The organism is Terrisporobacter hibernicus, assembly GCF_020809405.1.
Taxonomy (GTDB): Bacteria; Bacillota; Clostridia; order Peptostreptococcales; family Peptostreptococcaceae; genus Terrisporobacter; species Terrisporobacter petrolearius.
This window is the reverse complement of the sequence record NZ_CP081135.1, coordinates 1,585,242-1,608,341: the sequence shown is the minus strand read 5'-3', so window position 1 is coordinate 1,608,341 and position 23,100 is coordinate 1,585,242. Positions and strand designations below refer to the sequence as shown.

The 23,100-nt window shown below is 28.1% G+C and carries 20 protein-coding genes; all 20 read left to right on the top strand.

Annotated features, from left to right (window positions below; genetic code table 11):
* Positions 1-298: 298 nt before the first annotated feature.
* The 20 genes from rph to JW646_RS07645 all read left to right on the top strand — a co-directional run bounded on the left by rph (position 299) and on the right by JW646_RS07645 (position 22,958).
* A complete protein-coding gene (gene rph, locus JW646_RS07740) occupies positions 299-1,648 on the top strand; it encodes a ribonuclease PH (RefSeq protein ID WP_074919606.1) in 1,350 nt (449 codons plus the stop codon).
* A 15-nt stretch (positions 1,649-1,663) separates the two neighbouring features.
* Positions 1,664-2,137, top strand: coding sequence for a metallophosphoesterase (locus JW646_RS07735; RefSeq protein ID WP_228417184.1), 474 nt, complete (start codon positions 1,664-1,666; stop codon positions 2,135-2,137).
* 131 nt (positions 2,138-2,268) lie between these two features.
* Positions 2,269-3,564, top strand: coding sequence for a trigger factor (gene tig / locus JW646_RS07730; protein ID WP_228417182.1), 1,296 nt, complete (start codon positions 2,269-2,271; stop codon positions 3,562-3,564).
* 66 nt (positions 3,565-3,630) lie between these two features.
* Positions 3,631-4,218, top strand: a complete 588-nt coding sequence (gene clpP / locus JW646_RS07725) for an ATP-dependent Clp endopeptidase proteolytic subunit ClpP (RefSeq protein WP_074919603.1) — start codon at positions 3,631-3,633, stop codon at positions 4,216-4,218.
* Between the two features lie 16 nt (positions 4,219-4,234).
* Positions 4,235-5,482 (top strand): ATP-dependent Clp protease ATP-binding subunit ClpX, encoded by a 1,248-nt coding sequence (clpX, locus tag JW646_RS07720; protein ID WP_074919602.1) that lies wholly within the window; start codon positions 4,235-4,237, stop codon positions 5,480-5,482.
* A 317-nt stretch (positions 5,483-5,799) separates the two neighbouring features.
* Positions 5,800-8,157 carry an endopeptidase La gene (gene lon / locus JW646_RS07715; RefSeq protein ID WP_228417380.1) on the top strand — a complete coding sequence of 786 codons (2,358 nt, stop codon included), beginning with the start codon at positions 5,800-5,802 and terminating at the stop codon, positions 8,155-8,157.
* On the top strand, positions 8,147-8,758 hold the full coding sequence (gene yihA / locus JW646_RS07710; RefSeq protein ID WP_074919600.1) for a ribosome biogenesis GTP-binding protein YihA/YsxC: 612 nt from the start codon (positions 8,147-8,149) through the stop codon (positions 8,756-8,758). The genes lon and yihA overlap by 11 nt, the downstream gene beginning before the upstream one ends.
* Before the next feature lie 214 nt (positions 8,759-8,972).
* Positions 8,973-9,899: a chemotaxis protein gene (locus JW646_RS07705; RefSeq protein WP_228417180.1), complete on the top strand. Its 927-nt coding sequence runs from the start codon at positions 8,973-8,975 to the stop codon at positions 9,897-9,899.
* A gap of 207 nt (positions 9,900-10,106) precedes the next feature.
* A complete protein-coding gene (locus JW646_RS07700) occupies positions 10,107-11,183 on the top strand; it encodes a PRK06851 family protein (protein ID WP_228417178.1) in 1,077 nt (358 codons plus the stop codon).
* A 137-nt stretch (positions 11,184-11,320) separates the two neighbouring features.
* Positions 11,321-12,712 carry a GspE/PulE family protein gene (locus JW646_RS07695; RefSeq protein WP_228417176.1) on the top strand — a complete coding sequence of 464 codons (1,392 nt, stop codon included), beginning with the start codon at positions 11,321-11,323 and terminating at the stop codon, positions 12,710-12,712.
* Between the two features lie 11 nt (positions 12,713-12,723).
* On the top strand, positions 12,724-13,902 hold the full coding sequence (locus JW646_RS07690; RefSeq protein WP_228417173.1) for a type II secretion system F family protein: 1,179 nt from the start codon (positions 12,724-12,726) through the stop codon (positions 13,900-13,902).
* A gap of 17 nt (positions 13,903-13,919) precedes the next feature.
* Entirely contained in the window at positions 13,920-14,291 is a 372-nt protein-coding gene (locus tag JW646_RS07685; protein WP_148557044.1) for a prepilin-type N-terminal cleavage/methylation domain-containing protein, read from the top strand.
* 185 nt (positions 14,292-14,476) lie between these two features.
* A complete protein-coding gene (locus JW646_RS07680) occupies positions 14,477-15,151 on the top strand; it encodes a hypothetical protein (RefSeq protein ID WP_228417171.1) in 675 nt (224 codons plus the stop codon).
* On the top strand, positions 15,152-15,589 hold the full coding sequence (locus JW646_RS07675; protein ID WP_206925150.1) for a hypothetical protein: 438 nt from the start codon (positions 15,152-15,154) through the stop codon (positions 15,587-15,589).
* A 2-nt stretch (positions 15,590-15,591) separates the two neighbouring features.
* Positions 15,592-16,050 carry a hypothetical protein gene (locus JW646_RS07670; protein WP_228417170.1) on the top strand — a complete coding sequence of 153 codons (459 nt, stop codon included), beginning with the start codon at positions 15,592-15,594 and terminating at the stop codon, positions 16,048-16,050.
* 264 nt (positions 16,051-16,314) lie between these two features.
* Positions 16,315-17,343 carry a YecA family protein gene (locus JW646_RS07665; protein ID WP_228417167.1) on the top strand — a complete coding sequence of 343 codons (1,029 nt, stop codon included), beginning with the start codon at positions 16,315-16,317 and terminating at the stop codon, positions 17,341-17,343.
* 165 nt (positions 17,344-17,508) lie between these two features.
* Positions 17,509-17,886, top strand: coding sequence for a hypothetical protein (locus JW646_RS07660; protein WP_074919591.1), 378 nt, complete (start codon positions 17,509-17,511; stop codon positions 17,884-17,886).
* Between the two features lie 159 nt (positions 17,887-18,045).
* Entirely contained in the window at positions 18,046-19,647 is a 1,602-nt protein-coding gene (locus JW646_RS07655; protein WP_074919590.1) for an NAD(P)/FAD-dependent oxidoreductase, read from the top strand.
* A gap of 158 nt (positions 19,648-19,805) precedes the next feature.
* Positions 19,806-21,428, top strand: a complete 1,623-nt coding sequence (locus JW646_RS07650; RefSeq protein ID WP_074919589.1) for a Na/Pi cotransporter family protein — start codon at positions 19,806-19,808, stop codon at positions 21,426-21,428.
* Between the two features lie 183 nt (positions 21,429-21,611).
* Positions 21,612-22,958, top strand: a complete 1,347-nt coding sequence (locus tag JW646_RS07645; protein WP_074919588.1) for a glucose-6-phosphate isomerase — start codon at positions 21,612-21,614, stop codon at positions 22,956-22,958.
* Positions 22,959-23,100 lie beyond the last annotated feature (142 nt).

The window sequence follows — 23,100 nt, the reverse complement described above, 5'->3', positions numbered from 1 at the left end:
TAGTAAATTAAATTGAATAGTGCTAAAATTATAACTATGAATAGATTAGAATAAATATTGAAATAATAGATATTTAAAAAACTAAACTAAAAGATTCTAATATAATAAGCAAAGTAAATTTTAAGCAACGGATTTATCCGAAGCAATAGCAAGGATATATCGTTGGCGCTATGAGCAAAGTAAATTTTAAGGGCGGATTTATCCGAAGCAGATTTTAATTAAAAGATATGTCTGAAGCTGTAGCAAGGATATATGTTGACATTATGAGTAAAGCGAATTTTGCAAGAAAGGAAAAACAATGATTAGAATTGATGGGAGAAAATTTGATCAAATTAGAGATGTAAAAATCACAAGAAACTTCACAAAGTATGCAGAAGGTTCTGTTTTAATAGAAATGGGAGAAACAAAAGTTGTATGTACAGCTTCAATAGAAGATAAAGTGCCTCCTTTTTTAAGAAATACTGGAACGGGTTGGATAAATGCAGAATATTCAATGTTGCCTAGATCAACTCAACAAAGAAAAATAAGAGACTCTTCAAAGGGAAAAATTGATGGAAGAAGTCAAGAAATACAAAGATTAATAGGTAGAGCAATAAGATCTGTTGTAGATTTAAATAAACTTGGAGAGAGAACTATTTGGGTTGACTGTGACGTTATTCAAGCTGATGGAGGAACTAGAACTGCATCTATTACAGGAGCATTTGTAGCTGTTGCTGAAGCAATTTATAAATTATATAGTGATGGACTAATCAAAAAAATGCCTATACAAAACTTTGTGTCTGCTATAAGTGTTGGTATAGTTAATGATGAATGCTTACTTGATATATGCTACGAAGAAGATTCAAATGCACAAGTAGACATGAACATAATAATGACTGACAGATGTGAGTTTGTAGAAGTTCAAGGTACAGGAGAAGAAAGACCTTTTTCTAGAAAAGATTTAAATAAGCTGTTAGAACTGGGAGAAAAAGGGAATAAAGAACTTATAAGGATACAAAGAGCAGCATTAGGAGAGATTGCTGATGAAATATTAGGTATGGATTATGGCAATGATATAGTTATTTCTACAGGAAATGCACATAAATTAGAAGAAATAGGTGCAATACTGAGAGATTTAGATTATAATATATATTCTCTTAAAGATGTTAATTTAGGCAATTTAGATATTGAGGAAAATGGTAAAACATTTGAACATAATGCCTTAATAAAAGCAAGAACTGTTGCTAAACTTACTAATAAGATAACAATAGCTGATGACTCAGGATTAGAAGTAGATGCCATAGGCAAAAAGCCGGGAATTTACTCCGCTAGATATGCTGGAGAAAATGCAACAGATGAAGAAAATAGAGAAAAATTATTAAAGGCTTTAAAAAACACTCCAATAAGTCACAGATCTGGAAGATTTGTTTGTTGTATAGCAGTAGTATTTCCAGATGGTAAGGAATTTGTAGTTAGAGGAACTTGTGAAGGAACTATAGCGTTCGAAGAAAAGGGTAAAAATGGATTTGGATACGATAGTTTATTCTTAGTTGATAATTACAATAAGACTTTTGCAGAATTACCAGCAGCAGTTAAAAATGGTATAAGTCATAGAGCTAAAGCTTTAGAACTTATGAAGGAAGAACTTTCAAGAAGAGTTATAAGATAATAAAGGATAAAATATATGAAAATAGGAATAATTAGTGATACTCATGGATATATGAGAACTATAGATAAAGCAATTCCATATTTAAGTAAATGCGATTTAATCATACATGCTGGTGATTATATTGAAGATGCAGAATACATATATTATTCAACAGATGTGAAAGTTAAAAGTGTAAAAGGAAATTGTGACTCATATAATATTGATGGACAATATGAATTGAAATTTTCAGTTAGAAATAAAAATTTCTTTGTGTGTCATGGTCATAATCATGATGTTAAAATGGGTATTAACTCATTATATAAATTTGCAAAAGATAACAAAATTGACTTTATAGTATTTGGACACACTCATATTCCAATATATGAAACAATCGACAATATTACTTTTATAAATCCAGGTAGCCTTACATATCCAAGAGGTGGAAGTGATAGATCTTTTGGAATATTAACACTGGATGATAATATTTCATATGAAGAAATAAAAATATAAACAAGAAGTGTTGAAATTAAGGGAACACTTGTAAATAAAAAACCTTGTATGATATAATTAAAGAGTTACCTATAAATTAGAATTATAATTTATAAAAATCATTACATAAGATATTTAGGAGGATAAAGTTAATGAAAGTAGAATTAATTAAAACAGAAGGCAATAAAGTAAGTTTTAAATTAACTGTAGATAACGATAAATTTGAATCAGCGATAGTTAAGGCTTACAATAAGAATAAAGGGAAATACAATATACCAGGATTCAGAAAAGGTAAAGCACCTAGAAAAATAATCGAAACTAACTACGGAAAAGGTGTATTCTATTCTGATGCAATAGACATACTATTCCCAGAGGTATATCCATCTGCTATAGATGAATTAAAAATAGATCCAATTGATGCTCCATCAATAGATATAGAAGAAATAAGTAAAGACAACGGATTAGTTATATTAGTTGATGTAGAAGTTAAACCATCTTTTGAATTAGGTGAGTACAAAGGTGTTGAAGTAGAAAAAGTTGAAGAAACTATAAACGAAGACGCTGTTACTGCTAAATTAGAAGAAATGAGAGAAAAAGGATCTAGATTAGTATCTGTTGAAAGAGAAATAGCTAATGGAGATACTGCTAACATAGATTTCGAAGGATTTGACGGAGAAGTTGCTTTCGAAGGTGGAAAAGGTGAAAACTATGAACTAGTTATAGGTTCAGGATCATTCATACCAGGATTTGAAGAGCAATTAGTTGGTAAAAAAGTTGGAGAAGAATTAGAAGTTAATGTTACTTTCCCAGAAGAATACCATGCTGAAAACTTAGCTGGAAAACCAGTTGTTTTCAAAGTAAAAGTAAATGATGTAAAAGTAAAAGAATTACCAGAGTTAAACGATGAGTTTGCTGCTGACACTACTGAGTTCAACACTTTAGAAGAATTAACAGCTGATGTAAAAGCTAAAGTTGAAGCAGAAGCTGCAGAAGCTGCTAAAAATGAATTAAGAAACAGAGTTATAGAAAAAGTTGTAGCTAATACAGAAGTAGAAGTTCCAGAAGCTATGGTTAAAAATGAAATAGAAAATCAAATGATGGAGCTTAACTATCAATTACAATACCAAGGATTTGGAATGGAGCAATTCTTACAAATGACTGGTAAAACTATGGAAGAATTTAAAGCTGAATTCACTGCTAACAGAAGAGATGAAGCTGTAAAAAATGTTAAAACTTCATTAGTTATAGAAGCAATAGCTAAAGCTGAAGATGTTCAAGTTAGTGAAGAAGAAGTTGATGCAGAAGTTCAAAAAATGGCTGAAGCTTACAACATGACTGTTGAGCAAGTTAAGGAAGCTTTAAGACCTACTGACCTAAAAGATATGGAAGGTCAATTAAAAATAAGAAAAACTATAGATTTATTGGTTGATAGTGCTAAAATAGCTTAATTCTTTACAGTAGTCCCCTCGGACTACTGTAAATTATATATTAAACATTCAGAGGGGGTATGATTTATGGCATTAGTACCTACAGTAGTAGAACAAACAGGAAGAGGAGAAAGAGCCTATGATATATATTCTAGATTATTAAAAGATAGAATAATATTTTTAGGTGATGAAGTAAATGATGTAACTGCTGGGCTTGTAGTAGCTCAACTACTTTTCTTAGAAGCTGAAGACCCAGATAAAGACATACATCTATATATAAATTCCCCAGGTGGAAGCGTTACAGCAGGTATGGCTATATATGATACTATGCAATATATTAAACCTGATGTAAGCACAATATGTATAGGTATGGCAGCATCTATGGGTGCATTTTTACTAAATGCTGGAGCAAAAGGAAAAAGATATGCTCTTCCAAACAGTACAATAATGATACATCAACCATTAGGTGGTGCAAAAGGTCAAGCAACAGATATAGAAATTCATGCTAAATGGATTTTACAAATAAAAGAAAGATTAAATCAAATTCTTTCTGAAAGAACAGGTCAACCATTGGATAGAGTAAAGGCTGACACTGAACGTGACAACTTTATGAGTGCAATGGAAGCCAAGGAATATGGGTTAGTTGACCAAGTCATAGAGAAAGCCCATAGTTAGGAAAGAGGTGCTTGTTATGTCAAAATACGAAGAAAAAAGACAACTGAAATGTTCATTCTGCGGGAAAACACAAGATCAAGTAAGAAGATTAATTGCAGGTCCTAACGTTTATATATGTGATGAATGTGTAGAACTTTGTGATGAAATCATTCAAGAAGAAATTGAAGAAACAATGGAAGAGGATACTACATCTCTACCAAAACCTAAAGAAATGATGGATATTCTTAATGACTATGTAATTGGTCAAGAAAGAGCTAAAAAAATATTATCAGTTGCGGTTTATAACCACTATAAAAGAATATATAGTAAAAAATCTACAACTAAAGATATAGAAATACAAAAGAGTAACATCCTTTTACTTGGACCAACAGGTTCTGGAAAGACACTACTTGCTCAAACTTTAGCTAGAACACTAAATGTTCCATTTGCAATGGCAGATGCTACTTCTTTAACAGAAGCAGGATATGTAGGTGAAGACGTTGAAAATATACTATTAAAACTTATCCAAGCAGCTGATTTTGACATAGAAAAAGCAGAAAGAGGAATAATCTACATTGATGAAATAGATAAGATTGCTAGAAAGTCAGAAAATCCATCTATTACGAGAGATGTAAGTGGTGAAGGCGTTCAGCAAGCTCTTTTAAAAATTCTAGAAGGAACTGTAGCTAATGTTCCTCCACAAGGAGGAAGAAAACATCCTCATCAAGAATTCCTAAAAATAGATACTACTAACGTATTATTTATTTTAGGTGGTGCCTTTGACGGTATAGAAAAAATAATTCAAAGACGTGGAACAGAAAAAACAGTAGGATTTGGTGCCAAAATTGAAAGTAAGAAAGATACAGATTTAGGAAAAATATATGCAAAAGTTCTTCCTGAGGACTTACTTAAATTTGGTATAATACCAGAATTTATAGGTAGAATACCTGTAGTTGCTACATTAGAGTTACTAGATGAAGATGCTTTAATGAGAATTCTGCAAGAACCTAAAAATGCACTAGTTAAACAATATAAAAAATTATTTGAGATAGATAGTGTTGATTTAGAATTCGATGACGATGCTCTAAGAGCTATAGCCAAAAAAGCTATAGATAGAAATACTGGAGCCAGAGGTCTTAGAAGTATAGTTGAGAGTGTTATGATGGAGACTATGTATGAAATTCCATCAAGAGAAGACATCAAAAAAGTAATAGTTACCAAAGAATCTGTTGCTGATGACACACAACCAATTATGGTTCTTAAAGATAAAGAAGAAAGTGCATAATTAATATAAAAAGGAGCTTATATATTAATAAGCTCCTTTTAATTTCCAACTGCTTGATAAAGGTGTTTTGACAATTTGTAACTTAAACAAGATGATTATTAAATTTAGTTTTATTATGCTAAATTAATACGTACTTTATATGTAGCTTTGATTATGAACAAAATAAATATTTATAAATGAATTATTATTTTATTAATATAGCATAATAAAATTAACCTAGATTATGCATATTGCTATGTTGATTTGTGTTGAAAATTAACATACATAAATATATAATATAAAAAGCAAAGAAAATAGCACTTTAAGGAGTGATAATGATGGAACAAAATTATACTAAAATTGACCATGAGTTACCATTGATACCTTTAAGAGGATTAGCCATATTTCCATATATGATATTAAACTTTGATATAGGCAGAGAAATGTCATTAAAAGCATTAGATCAAGCTATGTTAGAAGATGAATTAGTATTTTTAACTTCACAAATAGAAGCAGAAATAGATGAACCTACAACAGAAGATTTTTATCATGTTGGGACTATTTGTAAAGTTAAACAAGTTATCAAACTACCTGGAGATACAGTTCGTGTTTTAGTAGAAGGAGTATCTAGAGGTAAAGTTAAAGAAATAGACGAAGAAGATGGATACTTTAAAGCAGTAGTAGAAGAGATAATATACGACCAAGAAAACGAAGAGGTAGATATAGAAGTAGAGGCATTTGTAAGAAATGTTTTTGATGCATTCGAAGAATACATAAATATAGGAAATAGAGTTTCACCAGAAATATTAGTATCTCTTGGGGAAATAGAAAATGTTGATAGATTTATAGATACTATTGCATCGAATATTTACCTAAAAGCAGAACAAAAGCAAGAGATTCTTGAAGAGTTTGATATAGTTAAAAGACTAGAGTTATTATATAAAATTCTCTTAGAAGAAATAGACATTCTAAAAATAGAAAAGAAAATAACTCTAAGGGTTAAGAAACAAATGAACAAGGTTCAAAAAGAATACTATCTTAGAGAACAATTAAAAGCTATACAAAAAGAATTAGGAGAAGATGAAGACTTAACTTCTGAAGTTGAAGAATATAAAGAAAAACTTAAGAAAATTAAAGCGCCTAAAGAAACAAAGGAAAAAATAGAAAAAGAAATCAATAAATTTTCTAGAACATCTCCACAGTCTCCAGATTCGTCAGTAAGCAGAACATATTTAGATACTATATTCTCGCTACCATGGAACAAAGAAACAAGGGATAAACTTGATTTAAAAAATGCTAAAGAAATTTTAGATGAACAACATTATGGATTAGAAAAAGTTAAGGATAGAATATTAGAATACTTAGCTATAAGAAAATTATCTAAATCACTAAAAGGACCAATAGTTTGTTTAGTTGGGCCTCCAGGTGTTGGTAAAACTTCCATAGCAAAATCTATAGCAGAAGCATTGGGTAAAAAATTTGTAAGAATATCTTTAGGTGGAGTAAGAGATGAAGCTGAAATAAGAGGTCATAGAAGAACTTATGTAGGCTCTATACCAGGTAGAATAATTAATGGTATAAAAGAAGCTCAAACTAAGAATCCAGTGTTCTTATTAGATGAAATAGATAAAATGGCAGCTGATTATAAGGGAGATCCATCTTCAGCCATGCTTGAAGTTTTAGATCCAGAACAAAATAAAACATTTGTTGACCATTATTTAGAAGTACCTTTTGATTTATCAAAAATATTATTTGTTACTACAGCAAATAGTCTAAGTACAATACCAGGCCCATTACTGGATAGAATGGAAATAATAGAAGTATCAGGTTATATTGAAGAAGAAAAACTTAATATAGCACAGAAATACTTACTTCCAAAACAAACTAAAGAAAATGGATTAAAAGAAGGATTTGTAACAATAGAAGAATCAGCAATGAGAGATATAATAAACTATTACACAAGAGAAGCAGGAGTTAGAACTTTAGAGCGAACTATAGGTAAGGTTTGTAGAAAAATTGCTAAAAAATTCGTTGAAGATTCATCACTAGAAAGTGTTTTAGTAACTTCTAAAGATTTAGAAGTATATCTAGGAAGAGATAAATATATACATGATTTAGCAGGAACGAAACCAGAAGTAGGTGTAGTAACAGGTCTTGCGTGGACTTCAGTAGGTGGAGTTACACTTCCTGTAGAAGTAAATGTATTAAAAGGAAAAGGACAAATTGTATTAACAGGATCCCTTGGTGATGTAATGAAGGAATCGGCTAGAACAGGTATATCTTATATAAGATCTATATCAGATAAATTTGATATAGACCAAGATTTCTACAAAACAGAAGATATTCATATACATTGTCCAGAAGGAGCAACTCCAAAAGATGGTCCATCTGCAGGTGTAACTATGGCTACTGCAGTAATTTCTGCATTAACTAAAATTCCTGTTAGATGTGATGTAGCTATGACTGGTGAAATAACTCTTAGAGGTAGAGTAATGGTTGTAGGTGGAGTTAAAGAAAAGGTACTTGCGGCACATAGAGCTGGAATTAAAAAAGTCTTAATACCAAGAGAATGTGATGCTCAATTAGATGAAATACCTGAAAATGTAAAAGAAAAACTAGAGATTGTTCTTATTGACCACATGGATCAAGTTTTAGAACATGCTTTAGTAAAAGACGGTGATAAAAATGAAAATTAGAAGTTCAGAAATAGTAGTAAGTGCAATTAAAAAAGATCAATATCCTGCAGAAGGACTTCCAGAAATAGCTTTAGTTGGAAGATCTAACGTGGGAAAATCTTCAGCTACAAATGCTTTATTAAACAGAAGAAATTTTGCTAGAACAAGTCAAACTCCTGGTAAAACAAGAACTATAAACTTTTATAAAATAAATGAAGAGTTTTATTTTGTCGACCTCCCTGGTTATGGTTATGCTAAGGTATCAAAATCAGAAAAGGACAAATGGGGAGTTATCATGGAAAGATATTTACAAGATAGACCAGAATTATGTGCTATTTTCTTACTTGTAGATATAAGACATGAGCCAACAAATGATGATGTTATGATGTATGAATGGATAAAGCATTTTGGATATAACTGTGTTATTATAGCAACAAAAGCAGATAAAATATCTAGAGGCCAATATCAAAAGCATATAAGTGTAATAAGAAAAAAATTACAACTTGAAAAAGATGAAAAAGTTCTACCTCTTTCTTCTTCAAAGAAAACTGGAGTAGAGGATGTATGGAATGAAATAATAGCTCAATATGAAGAACATGGTTATGAAATAAGGGTTGACTAGTATAAAATTGTGCTAAAATGTGAATTAACATTTTAGCACAATTTTTTTATTGAAAAAATTATAATTCTAAAAAAATAATTTAATCAAAATAAATACTATAGTTTATAAAAGTTTAGACGTATTATTAATAAATATAAACATTATAATTATGAGACAGAAAAACAAATAAACTATTTAGAAATATATATAAATTTAAGAATATAGGAGTATGATAATGCAATATACAGAGAGTGTTAGTCAAACAAAAATATTATTAGAATCGGGAACTAATGAACTTGAAATAATGGAGTTTACAATAGGGGAAGAATTATTTGGAATAAACGTAGCTAAAGTACGTGAGATATTAAGAGCTCAAGAAGTAAAAAAAATGCCAAACTCACATGAGGTAGTAGAAGGAATATTTAAGCCAAGAGATGAAATAATAACTGTTATAGATTTAGGTAAATATTTAAATATACCTAGAACTGGCAGTGGGACACATGATATTTTTATAAAAACTAATTTTAACAAATTAGTTTTTGCTTTTCATGTTGAAGCCGTTGTTGGAATCGGTAGAGTTTCGTGGGAAAAAATAAGAAAGCCTGACAAAATCATATATGGTGGTGGAGAAGGTGTTGCAACAGGTATTGCTGAACATAATGATAAATTAATAACTATACTAGATTTTGAAAAAATAGTAGCTGAAATAAGTCCTGAGTCTAGTATTCAATATGATGAGATAGATAAACTAGGAAAACGAGAAGATTCTTATAAGCCTATATTAATAGTTGAAGATTCAACACTACTTTCAAAAATGATATGTGATTGTATGAATAAAGCAGGCTATAGAAATATAATAAAAATGGATAATGGTCAGGATGCTTGGAAATATTTAAGTGAAGTTAAAGAAAGCGGCGAACCTATTTTGAATCATGTAACATGTATTATATCTGATATAGAAATGCCTTTAATGGATGGCCATAGATTAACTAAACTGGTAAAAGAAGATCATGATCTTAAAAACATACCTCTTATATTATTTTCATCACTAATAAGTAATGAAATATATGCAAAGGGAAAAGAGCTAGGAGCAGATGAACAAATAACAAAACCAGAGATTGGTAATCTTGTTAGTGTTGTTGATAGGCTTATAAATAAATAATATTATTAAATATTTAAAAATTAACTCATATTATACATACATGAAGCATTATAAAATTAATGCTTTTGTAGTTAATATGAGTATTTTTATATAAAATAATATGTAATCTAGATTTTCTACATATATTATATAAATAACAGAAAAGGGGTAACCAAATGGTTACCAATATAATAATATAAAAGGTAGAACATTTTAGGGGGCATGAATATGAAAGGCAAAATTAGAAAGATATTTCCAGGAGCAAATACGAGTAACGGATTTTATTCCTATTTTGATTATATTATTCCAAAAGATGTGAATAGAATCTTTTGTTTAAAAGGAGGTCCTGGAGTTGGAAAATCATCTCTAATGAAAAAAGTAGCACATGACTTTTCAGAAAGAGGATATGATGTAGAAGTATTTCCATGTTCATCTGATCCGAGTTCGTTAGACGCAGTTGTAGTAAAAAAACTAAAAATTGTATTGTTAGATGCAACAGCACCACATGTTGTTGATCCTAAAATACCAGGTGCTATAGACGAAATAGTTAATTTTGGTGATTTTTGGAATGTAGATAATTTAGAGAAAAATAAGGAAGAAGTGGTTGAGTGTAATAAAGAAATAGGAGCATGTTTCCAAAGGGCATTTAAATACTTAAAGGCAGCAGAGCCTATTTTTTATGACATAGAAAGCAAAAATATGGATATAATGGATTTTGGTAAACTTAACAAATTTACAGATGAATTTATGGAAAAAATATTTAAAGGAATAGAAAATAAAGATGAATTATCTGATCCTAGACATTTATTTGGAACAGCAATAACTCCAATAGGACATATTGACTATTCAGATAGCTTGCTTCAAGATGCCAAAAAAGTTTATTATCTTGATGGAAAAATAGGTTATGGAAAAACAACTTTTTTAAAGCGAATATACGATAAAGCAATATTAAAAGGACTAAAAGTAGAAGTATTTCACTATCCTCTTATACCAGAAAAAATAGAATCAATAATGATTATAGATTTGGGAATAGCAATAACTACAAGCTCTTTATTTAAAGATAAAGATGTAATTAACCTAGGAAAATTTATAGATAAAGAAAAAATAGATAATTACAAAGAAGAACTAGAAGTAGATGAAAAAATATTAGATGAATTAATTAATTATGCTATTTCTAATTTGAAAAAAGCAAAATCAAATCATGATGTAATTGAAAGTTACTATATACCAAATATGGATTTTGATAAGGTTAATCAGTTGAAAGAGGAATTAATAGAGCGAATTCTAAAATATGAAAATAAATAGTTAAGATAAAAAGCTATGATGTAAAATGAAAAAATTCATTTTAATATCATAGCTTTTATTATTTTGGTTAAAATAAGAGTTTATATCTGTATAAATAAGAACTTAAGTGTTGATAATCATAGTAGATATTCATTGTAATGGAGGTGATTAAAATTACAACATCAGAAGTAGATTTGTCCATATTAGTACCAGAAAAGCTTGCAAGAAAATATAACTTGTTTCCTATGGAGCTAAATGAAGATTACTTAATAATAGGAATAGAAAAAGAAAACATATATGCAGCTCAAGATTTAAAGTTGGTCACAGGAAAGAACATAATTCTAAAACAAGTATCAAGAGAAGATGTTTTAGAAAATATTGAATTATGTTATGGCGATTCAATTGATATAGATGATGATTATGCGAACTATTTATTTCAAGATATTCTACAAAAAGCTGTAAAAGAAAAAGCCAGCGATATACATATTGAACCTTTTAGTGAGTTATTAAAAATTCGTATGAGAGTGGATGGCAATATGAAGGAAATGTTGAATTTAGAACTGGATTTATATCCACCCCTTGCATCTGTAATAAAATACAAAGCTGATATGGATATTACAGAAAAAAGATTACCTCAAGATGGAAGAATAGACGTGAAAATTAAGGATTCATTAGTAGATATTAGGATTTCGACTGTGCCAACCACTTATGGCGAAAAAATAGTGCTTAGACTTTTAAGTAGAGATTCTTTTCTTAAAACAAAAGAAGAACTGGGATTTTCTAAAGATGCTATAAAAAAAATTCAAGAAATAATAAATAAAAAGACAGGTATATTGCTTGTTACTGGTCCAACAGGAAGCGGAAAAACTACAACAGTATATTCTATTTTAAAGGATTTGAGAAATACAAGTAAAAATATTATGACAATTGAAGATCCTGTTGAATACAAAATGGAAGGTATAAATCAAATACAAGTAAATCACAAAGTAGGTCTTACTTTTGAAAAAGGGCTAAAAGCAATTCTAAGACAAGACCCAGATATTATTATGGTTGGTGAAATTAGGGATATAGAAACAGCAAAAACAGCTGTAAGAGCAGCTATTACAGGGCACTTGGTAATAAGTACTCTTCATACTAATGATGCAGTTTCATCTGTAGCTAGATTAATTGACATGGAAATTCCACCATACTTACTAAATGCATCTTTGATTGGAATTATATCTCAAAGATTAGTAAGAAAAGTATGTGAAAACTGTAGTAATGAAGTTATTATTAATCAAAATGAAAACAAATCAATTTATACAGTTATTCCTATTGGATGTGAAGAATGCTCATACACAGGATATAATGGTAGAACTGTAGCTTTTGAGATTTTGCCTATAGATGATGAAATACGAAATGCAATTCAAAAAAACAAAGAAGCAAAGGATATAAAAAGTATTGCTGTTAAAAAAGGAATGATTACATTTGAAGATACTTATTCTTATTTAATTAAAAATCAAATCACAACCTTAGAAGAAAGCATAATGAGTGAAGAAATTATTAATTAGGAGAAAAAATATTGTATAAATGCATAATTTATGATGAAGAAAATAATAGAAAAGTTTTAAAACTAGATATTGATAGTGAATACGAAGTATATTCTTATGCTGATAAAAACAGATTTAAAGTAGTAGATATTAAGGAACTAAAATCACTTTTTAAAGGTAGGAAATTAAAAAACAAGGATTTAAAAGTTTTTTCAAAAGAAATGAGTATTCTCTTAAAATCAGGATGCGAAATATCTAAAATTTTAAGAATACTAATAAATGAATCAAAGGATAAAGTAAGAATTGTACTAAAGAAAATACTTGGAGATATTGAAAGAGGTAATTCAATAAAGGAGTCTTTTGAAAATACGAAGGCATTCTCCAATTTTTATATAAGCATGATAGCAGCAGGAGAAATGAGTGGTAACTTAGATGATGTTATGGACAAACTAGCAATTTATTATGATAAAGAAAACAAATTGAATAATAAAATTATAAGTATATTAATTTATCCAACCATATTGATAATCACTATGATTATATCATTTATATTTATTTTACTTTTTTTAATCCCTAACTTTGAAGATATCTATGCAGATAATAACATGAAAACACCAGGATTAACTAAAATACTAATATTGATCTCCCATTTACTTAGAGATGATTTTCTTTTAATTATAATTGTTAATTTGATTTTAGTATGTGGATTAATATATCTCAAGAAAAGTAATGATAAGTTTAATGAAATGCTAAATAAGCTTTTATTTAAACTTCCAATAGTTAAAACGTATATGAAATTAATTATTAGTAACAAATTTATAAAAGCTTTATCAATTTTAATATCTAGTGGAATTCAAATTGTAGACTCTATTGAAACATCAGCAAAAGTAATGAGTAATGAATATATATATTTTAAAATATGTAAAGCAAATGAGCTTATTAAAAAAGGTAATAGCATAGGAGATTCTCTAAAAACAGTAGAGGAATTGCCATCCTTACTATTATCAATGATAACAATAGGAGAAGAAAGTGGAAAACTAGATACCGTTCTAAATACGGTTACTGAGTACTATGAAAATGAACTAGATTCAAAACTTGAAATTGGGACAAAATACTTTGAAAACTTTATCACTTTAGTTATAGGAGTAGCTGTAGGGATAATTGTTATATCTATGATGGTACCCATGTTTGATGCTGTATCAGCTATTTAAAAAAGGAGGAAATAGTAATGTTTAAATTAAAAAATAATAAGAAAAGAAAAGGATTTACTCTAATTGAAATGGTTATAGTCATTACTATAATAGGAATTTTATCTAGTATTGCAGTAACAAAATATTCAAAAGTTCAAGAAAATGCAAAGAAAAATGCTGATTATGCAACAGCTGCCAATTTGGCAACAGCAGCAATGATATCTATAAGCGATGGAAATACATCAGTTCAACCAAGCAACTTAGAAAGTGATGGATATATTCAATTTGTACCAGTTTCAAAATCGGTAAAAGGAAACGAGTTTGTTGTAACAGCACAAGGAGATTCTGTAACAGTTAAAATAGGTACTGAAACATTTTATCCAAAGCCTAATGAAACTAAGACAAATTAGTACCTCAACAATATAATTAATAATAAATTTGTGGAGGTGATTTTATAAAGGAATATCTTGTTGTAAATATTAATAATGAGAATACAGAAATACTATTAATAAGAAAAAATAGAAATAAGTATAATGTACATAATCAATTAACATATGAAAAGGGTAACAGTTATTTAAATAATAAAAAGAATAATATGTACGAAGATGAATTAGTTGAAATAATAAAGGAAAATACAAATTATAAGTTGAAAAATATATATTTCAATATACAAAATGATGAAATTATTATTAGAAATATACCAAATATAAACTCTAAAAGACAAAAAGAAATTATTCAACTAATTAAATATGAAATAGGTGACCATATATCCTTAGATTTACAAAATTATGTAATAAAATATAAAAAAATTATCAATACTAAGGGAAAGGGGTCAATACAAGGAATATTATTTCCTAAGAAATATGTAGACATATGCAAATCCATAAGTGAAAAGCTAAATATTAAGAAAAAGCATTTATATATTAATTTTGACATTTTACAAAAACTGATTGATATGAAAGTTATTAGTTTATCGCAAGATGGTTATGAAAAAATAACTATAATAGAAAATAGAAAAAAAGATATGGTTTTAAATACAGTTTGTAATAAAAAAATTATTGAATCTTATGTGGTGGATAAAGCTAATAGCCAGTGTTCTATTAATCAATTTTCATATGATAATACATACTATTATGGAATAAATGATGATTTTATAAAGAGTTTACAAATACAAAAATTAGATCTGAAGAATAAATTAATTTTAAATAATAATGAAAAAATTGTAGATATAACAGTAGACAATTTATTAGCTTGGGGGATGATAGTATAAATGAAAAAGAATAAAAGTATCAATTTTTTGAAAGAAGAAAAGCAAGAAGAAAAAATTTTTAAGTGTACTGTAATAATATTAATATACTTATTAATTTTTCAAACTTATACAAATATAAAAGCTGTTAACAATTTAAAAGAAGAAATCAATTACACTAAATTAATGACTCAATCTAATGAAGTACTAAAATCGGAAAATAAAAAGAGTACATTAATAAAAGATACAAATAAAATATATGATTTGTTAGGCTTTTCAAATGTAGAGAAACTATCAGTTGAAAATAATAAAGTAAGTATAGAAGGTAAATGTAAAAACTTAAAAAAATTAGATGAATTAAAATCTATGGATAATATAAAAAATTTTTCTATAGCTAGTGTGGAAAATAAAAATAATAAATTATATTTTCATGCAGTATACGAAATAGGAGGTTCTGAATAATTTTGAAGAATAAAAAAGAATTTAAAAAAATATGCATAGCCATAATAACATTTACAGTAGTTAGTATTGCTGTTTCTTATCCTATGAACAATAAAATTAATGCTTTAGAACAGGAAAAAACTAAGCTAACAGAAACTAAACCTCAATATAAAGGGGACTGTTATGATGAAACAATGGATTTAAGTGATGATATAGTAATTAAGATAATTGGGAAAATGGATCCTAGTTTAGATATTAATTTTGTTAATAAATTTGATGAAATTGATGAAAACAATAAATCATATTCTTCAATTGAATTAAGTGTATCTGGAAATTTAGATAAAATTAAAGAAATAGAAAGTGTTTTAAATGATTTGAATCTAAATTATAAAATAGAAAAGATGGATATAAAAAATGCTAAAGATGAAAAGGGAAATGAGAAGAATTATGTAGATTGCATGATGACGTTTAAAGTCATATAAAGGAATATGATAAGGTAATAATTTATGAATTGGAGTTTTATGAAAGTTTACAATGAAAATGGTAGTACGATTGTTAATAAATTTAAAAGGATAATAGCCTAATTTCTAGAAAATTATTATTAAAGTATGGAAGTCTAAAAGATTATATGAAACTATAAAAAGCAAACTTACAATAATAATTAACAATATAAATGAATGATAAATTCTAATATAGGATCAAGTATATATTGCCGTGCTTAAAAATAGTAAAGGAGTGAAGATAACTTGATAGGTAGAAATGAACTATGTCCTTGTGGTAGTGGTAAAAAGTATAAAAAATGTTGCTTACAAAAAAATCAGTTAGTAGAGTTTACAAGAAACAAAATATTATATGCAAAAGGTCTGTATAAAAATATGGAAAATAAAATATATGAATATTCTAAGACATCAAGTTTCTACAGTGATAGAGAAGAGTGTGGGAAGGGATTTCATATTTCACAAGAAAGTAACTATAAAATAGACAAGCTATATAGTACGTATTTTATGTATGATTATAGAAATAATAAGGGAAATACTATGATTAAAATGTTTATAGACGATAATAAACTAACTTTAAGTAAAAATCAAATAACTTTATTATCAGCAATGCTTAAAGCTAATATAAGTATATTTAAAATTGAAAATATAGGAATTACAGAATCAATAATTAGAGACTATTTTAATGATAATAAAATAGTAGTGGAAGATATTGATGCTTTCAAAAACTTAAATGTAGGAGAAAGTATAATTGTAAGAGTGGTAAATGTTCAAGGAATGAACATATTAGTTGATGAATGTATAAAGGTATCAGATAAAAACTTAAAAATTATACTTGATAATGTTAAGCAATTATACAAATCTAACAGCAAAAAAGCAAAGAGTATAAAAGAATTTGTGATTTATAATAGTGAAATAATTTATAAGTTTGGACAACAAATACTATTAAATAATAAATCACATATTTCAAACCCATTAAATACTCAGGTTAAAAATGAAATAGTAAGCAAAGATAGCAATAATTCAGATGTAAACATATATGATGCATTAAGACATAACATGGAAGAAAAATACCTACAAAAAGGATTAGATTTATGGAAAGAGTTTATTAAATCCAATAAATCTATAAAAGGTAGCGAAAATGGATGGGCTGCTGCAATAGAATATTATATTAAAAAAGATGCAGGAGAAATTATAACTCAAGCCCAAGTATCTGAAAAATATGAAATAAGTCCTCGTACCTTAGGTAAAAGATATAAAGAATTACGAGCATCATAAAATTTATTACTATTAAAAATTAATTAGATTAATAAGAAAATACTATTAAATTTTATATTTAATAGTATTTTTGCGTTTAAAATATAAAAAGTTATAAAAAAAAGGTTTTAATATATTTAAAAGGTGATAAAATAATACATATATAATATAGAAAGAGGTAAAAATATGAGTCTTAGTTTAGGAAATGGAATTGCAGTATCAACTAACTATATAAAATCAAATCCAGCAGTGCCTGTATATAATGGTGAAGAAAGTCCTAGCAACTTATATGCTGTAATTTATCATATAGAAATAGGATACAATGAAGGTAAAGAACAAAAAGTAAAACAATACGTAATAATTGACTATAAAGACTTTGATTTATCTTCACAAAAGAAAGATGAATTATTAGATACAGCAAAGGAATACTGTAAAATGAAAGGCATACCTGAGGGAGATCAATTAGAGATAACATTATTAGACAATGATGAAGCTGAAGATTTCTTAGAAAAGGTATTTAATAATATGAAGGTTATAAGAGGTCTTATTACTAAAAGAGACTAAGAGTATTTAATAGCTAAAAATAAATAATAATTTTTAAAAATCAAAGGCATTGGAAACTCCCAGCTTTTGATTTTTTTTGAGTAATAAGAGTAATATTATTTTTTTAGTGGTAAACATAATAGGTAAGGAAAATATACAATTACAATTAAGGAGAAAAAAATGTTAAGAGTATCCAATATAAAAATTAGTATTAATGATGATAAATCTAAAATACTAAAGTTAGTACTGAATAAATTAAAAATAAAAGAAAATGAGATAATTAAATATCATATTTTTAAAGAATCTATAGATGCAAGGAAAAAGGGAAAAATAGATTTTGTATACACTGTAGATGTAAAAGTTAAAAATGAAGAAAAATTATTAAAAAAAGGACTAAAAGATGTAGTTGAAGTAAAACAACATAGTTATTTAGATGTTAAACATGGAAGTAATAAAATAAATCATAGACCAGTTGTTGTGGGAAGTGGACCGGCAGGTTTATTTGCATCTTTACTTTTGGCACAAAGAGGATACAATCCACTATTGCTTGAAAGAGGATTAGATGTGGATGAAAGAACAAAAGATATTAATAACTTCTGGAATAATAGAGCTTTTAAGAATAATTCAAATGTACAATTTGGAGAAGGTGGAGCAGGAACATTCTCAGATGGTAAGCTTACAACAAGAATAAAAGATATAAGGTGTAGAAAGGTCCTAGAAGAACTTGTAAACTTTGGATCGCCTGATGAAATATTATATTCTCATAAACCTCATGTGGGAACTGACATACTTAAAAATGTGGTAAAAAATATAAGAGAAGAAATAAAAAGATTAGGTGGAGAAGTAAGATTTAACACTCAAGTTACAGATATAGAATTAGAAAATGATAGTATAAGAGCTGTAATAGTAAATAATAAAGAAAAAATAGAATGTGACCATGTGATTTTTGCTGTAGGTCATAGTGCAAGAGATTCTTATGAAATGTTATATAGCAAAGGTGTGAGAATAATCCAAAAACCATTTGCTATTGGGGCAAGGATAGAACATCCACAAGTATTAATTAATAAATCTCAATATAAAGAGTTTTATGATCATCCAAGGCTTGGAGCGGCGGATTATAGATTAATAGAGCATACATCTAATGGAAGGACTGCATATTCATTTTGTATGTGTCCAGGAGGGACTGTAATAGCCTCTGCATCAAATGAATTTGAAGTAGTAACAAATGGTATGAGTGAGCATGCTAGAGATAAGGCAAATGCAAATAGTGCCTTCCTAGTTAATGTTACCCCAGAAGACTTTGGAAGTACTCATCCTTTGGCAGGTATTGAATTCCAAAGAAAATATGAAAAACTTGCTTATGAATTAGGTGGAAATAACTATAATGCACCAATGCAGTTAGTAGGAGATTTTTTAAATGATAAGATAACAACAGATATAGGAAAGGTTGAGCCTTCATACAAACCAGGTGTAACAGGCACTGATTTAAGACAGTGCCTACCAGAGTTTGTAACATCAACTATGAAAGAAGCATTGGTATCTCTTGATAGAAAATTAAATGGATTTGCTATGCATGACGCAGTATTAACCGGAGTGGAAACAAGGTCATCGGCACCAGTTAGAATTGTAAGAGATGAAGAAACGTTACAATCAGTAAGTACTAAAAATTTATATCCTTGTGGTGAAGGTGCGGGTTACGCAGGAGGAATAGTTACAGCTGCTGTTGATGGTATAAAATGTGCAGAGAAAATAATTGGAAATTATTGTCCTATTGTTAAATAATTTTAACAATAATGGGGGAATTGATAAAATTATTTAACAAAGATTTATGATATAATGTTTATGCATTAAATCATAAATACATAATTATAAAAAATTTTTTACGATTAAAAGCAAAATGTAATAATCAATGAACGAATGTAACTAAGGAGGAATAAAATTTGGAAATAATCATAGGTATTATGGGTGGATTAGGACTATTCCTATTTGGAATGAATCTTATGGGTGAAGCCCTAGAAAAAGCAGCTGGAAGCAAGCTTAAAAAAATCATAGAACTTCTAACTAGTAATATATTTATGGGAGTTCTTATTGGGACATTAGTAACAGCTGTAATCCAGTCATCAAGTGCCACTACGGTAATGGTAGTTGGTTTTGTTAATGCTGGTATAATGACATTGCCACAAGCAGTAGGAGTAATTATGGGTGCCAATATAGGTACAACAGTTACAGCCCAATTAGTATCTATAGATATGAATGGACTAGCTCCTGTAGCTTTAGGAATAGGTATTATTCTTTATTTATTCGGAGGCAAACCAAAAACTAAGCATATTGCAGAAGTATTAATAGGATTTGGTATATTATTTACAGGTATGGACTTTATGAAAGAAGCAGTTCAACCATTATCAGAATACCAAGGATTTACAAACGCATTACTTACTTTTGGTAAATATCCAATCTTAGGGTTATTATTAGGATTCGGAATAACAGCAATCATACAAAGTTCGAGCGCTTCAATGGGTATGTTAGTTGTTTTAGCATCACAAGGATTAATACCACTTAGCAGTGCACTACCAATGTTATATGGTCAAAATATAGGTACTTGTGTAACATCTTTATTATCAAGTATTGGTGCAAGTATAAGTGCAAAAAGAGCAGCTCTTATACATTTAATATTTAATATACTTGGAACTGTAATTTTCTTAATATTCTTAAATAAATTAGTTGTTTCTGCAGTAACTTATATGAATCCAAACAATGTTGCCAGACAAATTGCCAATGTTCATACAATATTTAATATAGCATCAACTTTAATTTTATTACCATTCAATAAATTTATAATAAAATTAGCTACTAGATTAGTACCAGATAACCACACTGAAGATGATGATGTAAAAATTGTTAAATTTATAGATGATAGAATGATTGAAACACCTTCAATAGCATTAGTAAATGTAGAAAAAGAAACTTTAAGAATGGGTGAAAAGTCTAAGCAAAGTTTAAATTGTGCTATGAAGGGTGTACTAGAAAAATCAGAAAAAGATATCTCTAGTACTATAAGAAAAGAAAAAAGAATAAATGAATTACAAAAAATGATACTAAATTACTTGCTTAAATTATCAAAAGCTCCTTTAAATGAAGAATCAAGAGAAGTTATAGATTCATTGTTTAATACAGTTAATGATATAGAAAGAATAGGAGATCACGCTGAAAATATAGCAGAATTAGCTCAAAATAGCATAACAAATGATGTTACATTCTCAGATCATGCAAGAAATGAATTAGACGATATGTACAACAAAGTTTTATCAACATATACTTATGCATTAGAATCTATGAGAACGTCAGATGTTGATCTTGCTTGTAAAGTAATCAAAATGGAAGAACAAGTAAATATTATGGAAAAATCATGTAGAATAAATCATATGAGAAGATTAAATAATAATATGTGTAGTATTGACAATGGGATTATTTATTTAGAAGTAATAGCTAACTTAGAAAGAGTTTCAGACCACGCTGTTAATATAGCTCAACAAGTTATAGCACAAAGTGTAAATGAAAAATAGATAACATAAAAAGCTTTAGAGATAATATTTATTTCTAAAGCTTTTTATATTTTTTGAAAAAATGTAAATATTAATCAATATAATAAAAAAATAATATAAACTAAACAATTTTTTAACAAGAAGGCAAATTAGTTTTATGATATAATTTTATGGTATAAATATTATAAAAAAGGGAGTACAATTATGAACAAAATTAAATTTAATTATAGTAAAGCCTTAGATTTTTTTGCTAAGGAAGAAGTTGATACATTACAACCCTATGTTGATGTTGCCCATGAGATGCTTCATGAAAAAACTGGTCCAGGAAAGGATTTTTTAGGTTGGATAGATCTTCCTAATAATTATGACAAAGAAGAGTTTGCAAGAATAAAAAAAGCAGCTCAAAAGATACAATCTGATTCAGATGTGCTAGTAGTAATAGGAATTGGTGGTTCATATTTAGGGGCTAGAGCTGCAATAGAATGCTTAGGTCACTCATTTAGAAATAGCTTAAGCAAAGAGGATAGAAAAGCTCCAGAAGTATATTTTGCAGGAAACAATATAAGTTCAACTTATTTAATGGACTTAATTGAAATAATAAAGGACAAAGATGTATCTTTAAATGTTATATCTAAATCAGGAACTACTACTGAACCAGCTATAGCTTTTAGAGTTTTAAAAGAGTTCCTAGAAAATAAATATGGTAAAGAAGAAGCAGCAAAAAGAATATATGCAACTACAGATGCTAAAAAAGGCGCATTAAAACAAGTTTCTGATGAAGAGGGATATGAAACTTTTGTAATACCAGATGATGTTGGGGGAAGATTCTCTGTTTTAACAGCAGTTGGACTATTACCAATAGCTGCAGCAGGATTTAATATAGATGAAATGATGCAAGGAGCTAATGATGCTCGTATAAAATATTCTAAATCTAACTTAGAAGAAAATGATTGTTACCAATATGCAGCTGTAAGAAATATATTACATAGAAAAGGTAAAGACATAGAATTACTTGTAAACTATGAACCAAATTTACACTTTGTAAGTGAATGGTGGAAACAATTATATGGAGAAAGTGAAGGGAAAGATCAAAAAGGTATATTCCCAGCTTCAGTAGACTTTTCAACTGATTTACACTCAATGGGACAATATGTTCAAGATGGTAAGAGAATACTATTCGAAACAGTTCTAAATGTGGAAAAACCAAGAAAAGTAGTTGAATTAAAGTCAGAAGAAAAAGACTTAGATGGACTTAACTACTTAAGTGAAAAAACTATGGATTTTGTAAATGAAAAAGCATTCCAAGGAACTCTACTTGCTCATACTGATGGTCAAGTTCCAAACTTAATAATAGATATACCAACATTAAATGAGTATAATTTTGGATATTTAGTATACTTCTTTGAAAAAGCTTGTGGAATAAGTGGATATTTATTAGGAGTAAATCCATTTAATCAACCAGGCGTTGAAGCATACAAGAAAAACATGTTTGCTTTATTAGGTAAACCAGGATTTGAAAAAGAAAAAGAAGAATTAGAAAAAAGACTTTAGAAATTAAGGTTTAATTAAGAATAAAATATTATAATGAAATCATCATAAGAGATTTATATCGAATTTGATGATTTCTTTTTTTTAGAAAAGATTATAAAATTTAATAATATAAATAAAATAATAATAAGTTTATTTTGTTAGG

What these genes read in the sequence shown, in the direction of transcription:
- JW646_RS07660 (WP_074919591.1), top strand. Translation starts at nt 17,509, where the DNA reads ATGAGTCTTAGTTTAGGAAATGGAATTGCAGTATCAACTAACTATATA.
- clpX (WP_074919602.1), top strand. Translation starts at nt 4,235, where the DNA reads ATGTCAAAATACGAAGAAAAAAGACAACTGAAATGTTCATTCTGCGGG.
- yihA (WP_074919600.1), top strand. Translation starts at nt 8,147, where the DNA reads ATGAAAATTAGAAGTTCAGAAATAGTAGTAAGTGCAATTAAAAAAGAT.
- JW646_RS07675 (WP_206925150.1), top strand. Translation starts at nt 15,152, where the DNA reads ATGAAAAAGAATAAAAGTATCAATTTTTTGAAAGAAGAAAAGCAAGAA.
- tig (WP_228417182.1), top strand. Translation starts at nt 2,269, where the DNA reads ATGAAAGTAGAATTAATTAAAACAGAAGGCAATAAAGTAAGTTTTAAA.
- JW646_RS07705 (WP_228417180.1), top strand. Translation starts at nt 8,973, where the DNA reads ATGCAATATACAGAGAGTGTTAGTCAAACAAAAATATTATTAGAATCG.
- JW646_RS07735 (WP_228417184.1), top strand. Translation starts at nt 1,664, where the DNA reads ATGAAAATAGGAATAATTAGTGATACTCATGGATATATGAGAACTATA.
- clpP (WP_074919603.1), top strand. Translation starts at nt 3,631, where the DNA reads ATGGCATTAGTACCTACAGTAGTAGAACAAACAGGAAGAGGAGAAAGA.
- JW646_RS07655 (WP_074919590.1), top strand. Translation starts at nt 18,046, where the DNA reads ATGTTAAGAGTATCCAATATAAAAATTAGTATTAATGATGATAAATCT.
- JW646_RS07700 (WP_228417178.1), top strand. Translation starts at nt 10,107, where the DNA reads ATGAAAGGCAAAATTAGAAAGATATTTCCAGGAGCAAATACGAGTAAC.
- JW646_RS07695 (WP_228417176.1), top strand. Translation starts at nt 11,321, where the DNA reads ATGGAGGTGATTAAAATTACAACATCAGAAGTAGATTTGTCCATATTA.
- JW646_RS07680 (WP_228417171.1), top strand. Translation starts at nt 14,477, where the DNA reads ATGTACGAAGATGAATTAGTTGAAATAATAAAGGAAAATACAAATTAT.
- lon (WP_228417380.1), top strand. Translation starts at nt 5,800, where the DNA reads ATGGAACAAAATTATACTAAAATTGACCATGAGTTACCATTGATACCT.
- JW646_RS07685 (WP_148557044.1), top strand. Translation starts at nt 13,920, where the DNA reads ATGTTTAAATTAAAAAATAATAAGAAAAGAAAAGGATTTACTCTAATT.
- JW646_RS07645 (WP_074919588.1), top strand. Translation starts at nt 21,612, where the DNA reads ATGAACAAAATTAAATTTAATTATAGTAAAGCCTTAGATTTTTTTGCT.
- rph (WP_074919606.1), top strand. Translation starts at nt 299, where the DNA reads ATGATTAGAATTGATGGGAGAAAATTTGATCAAATTAGAGATGTAAAA.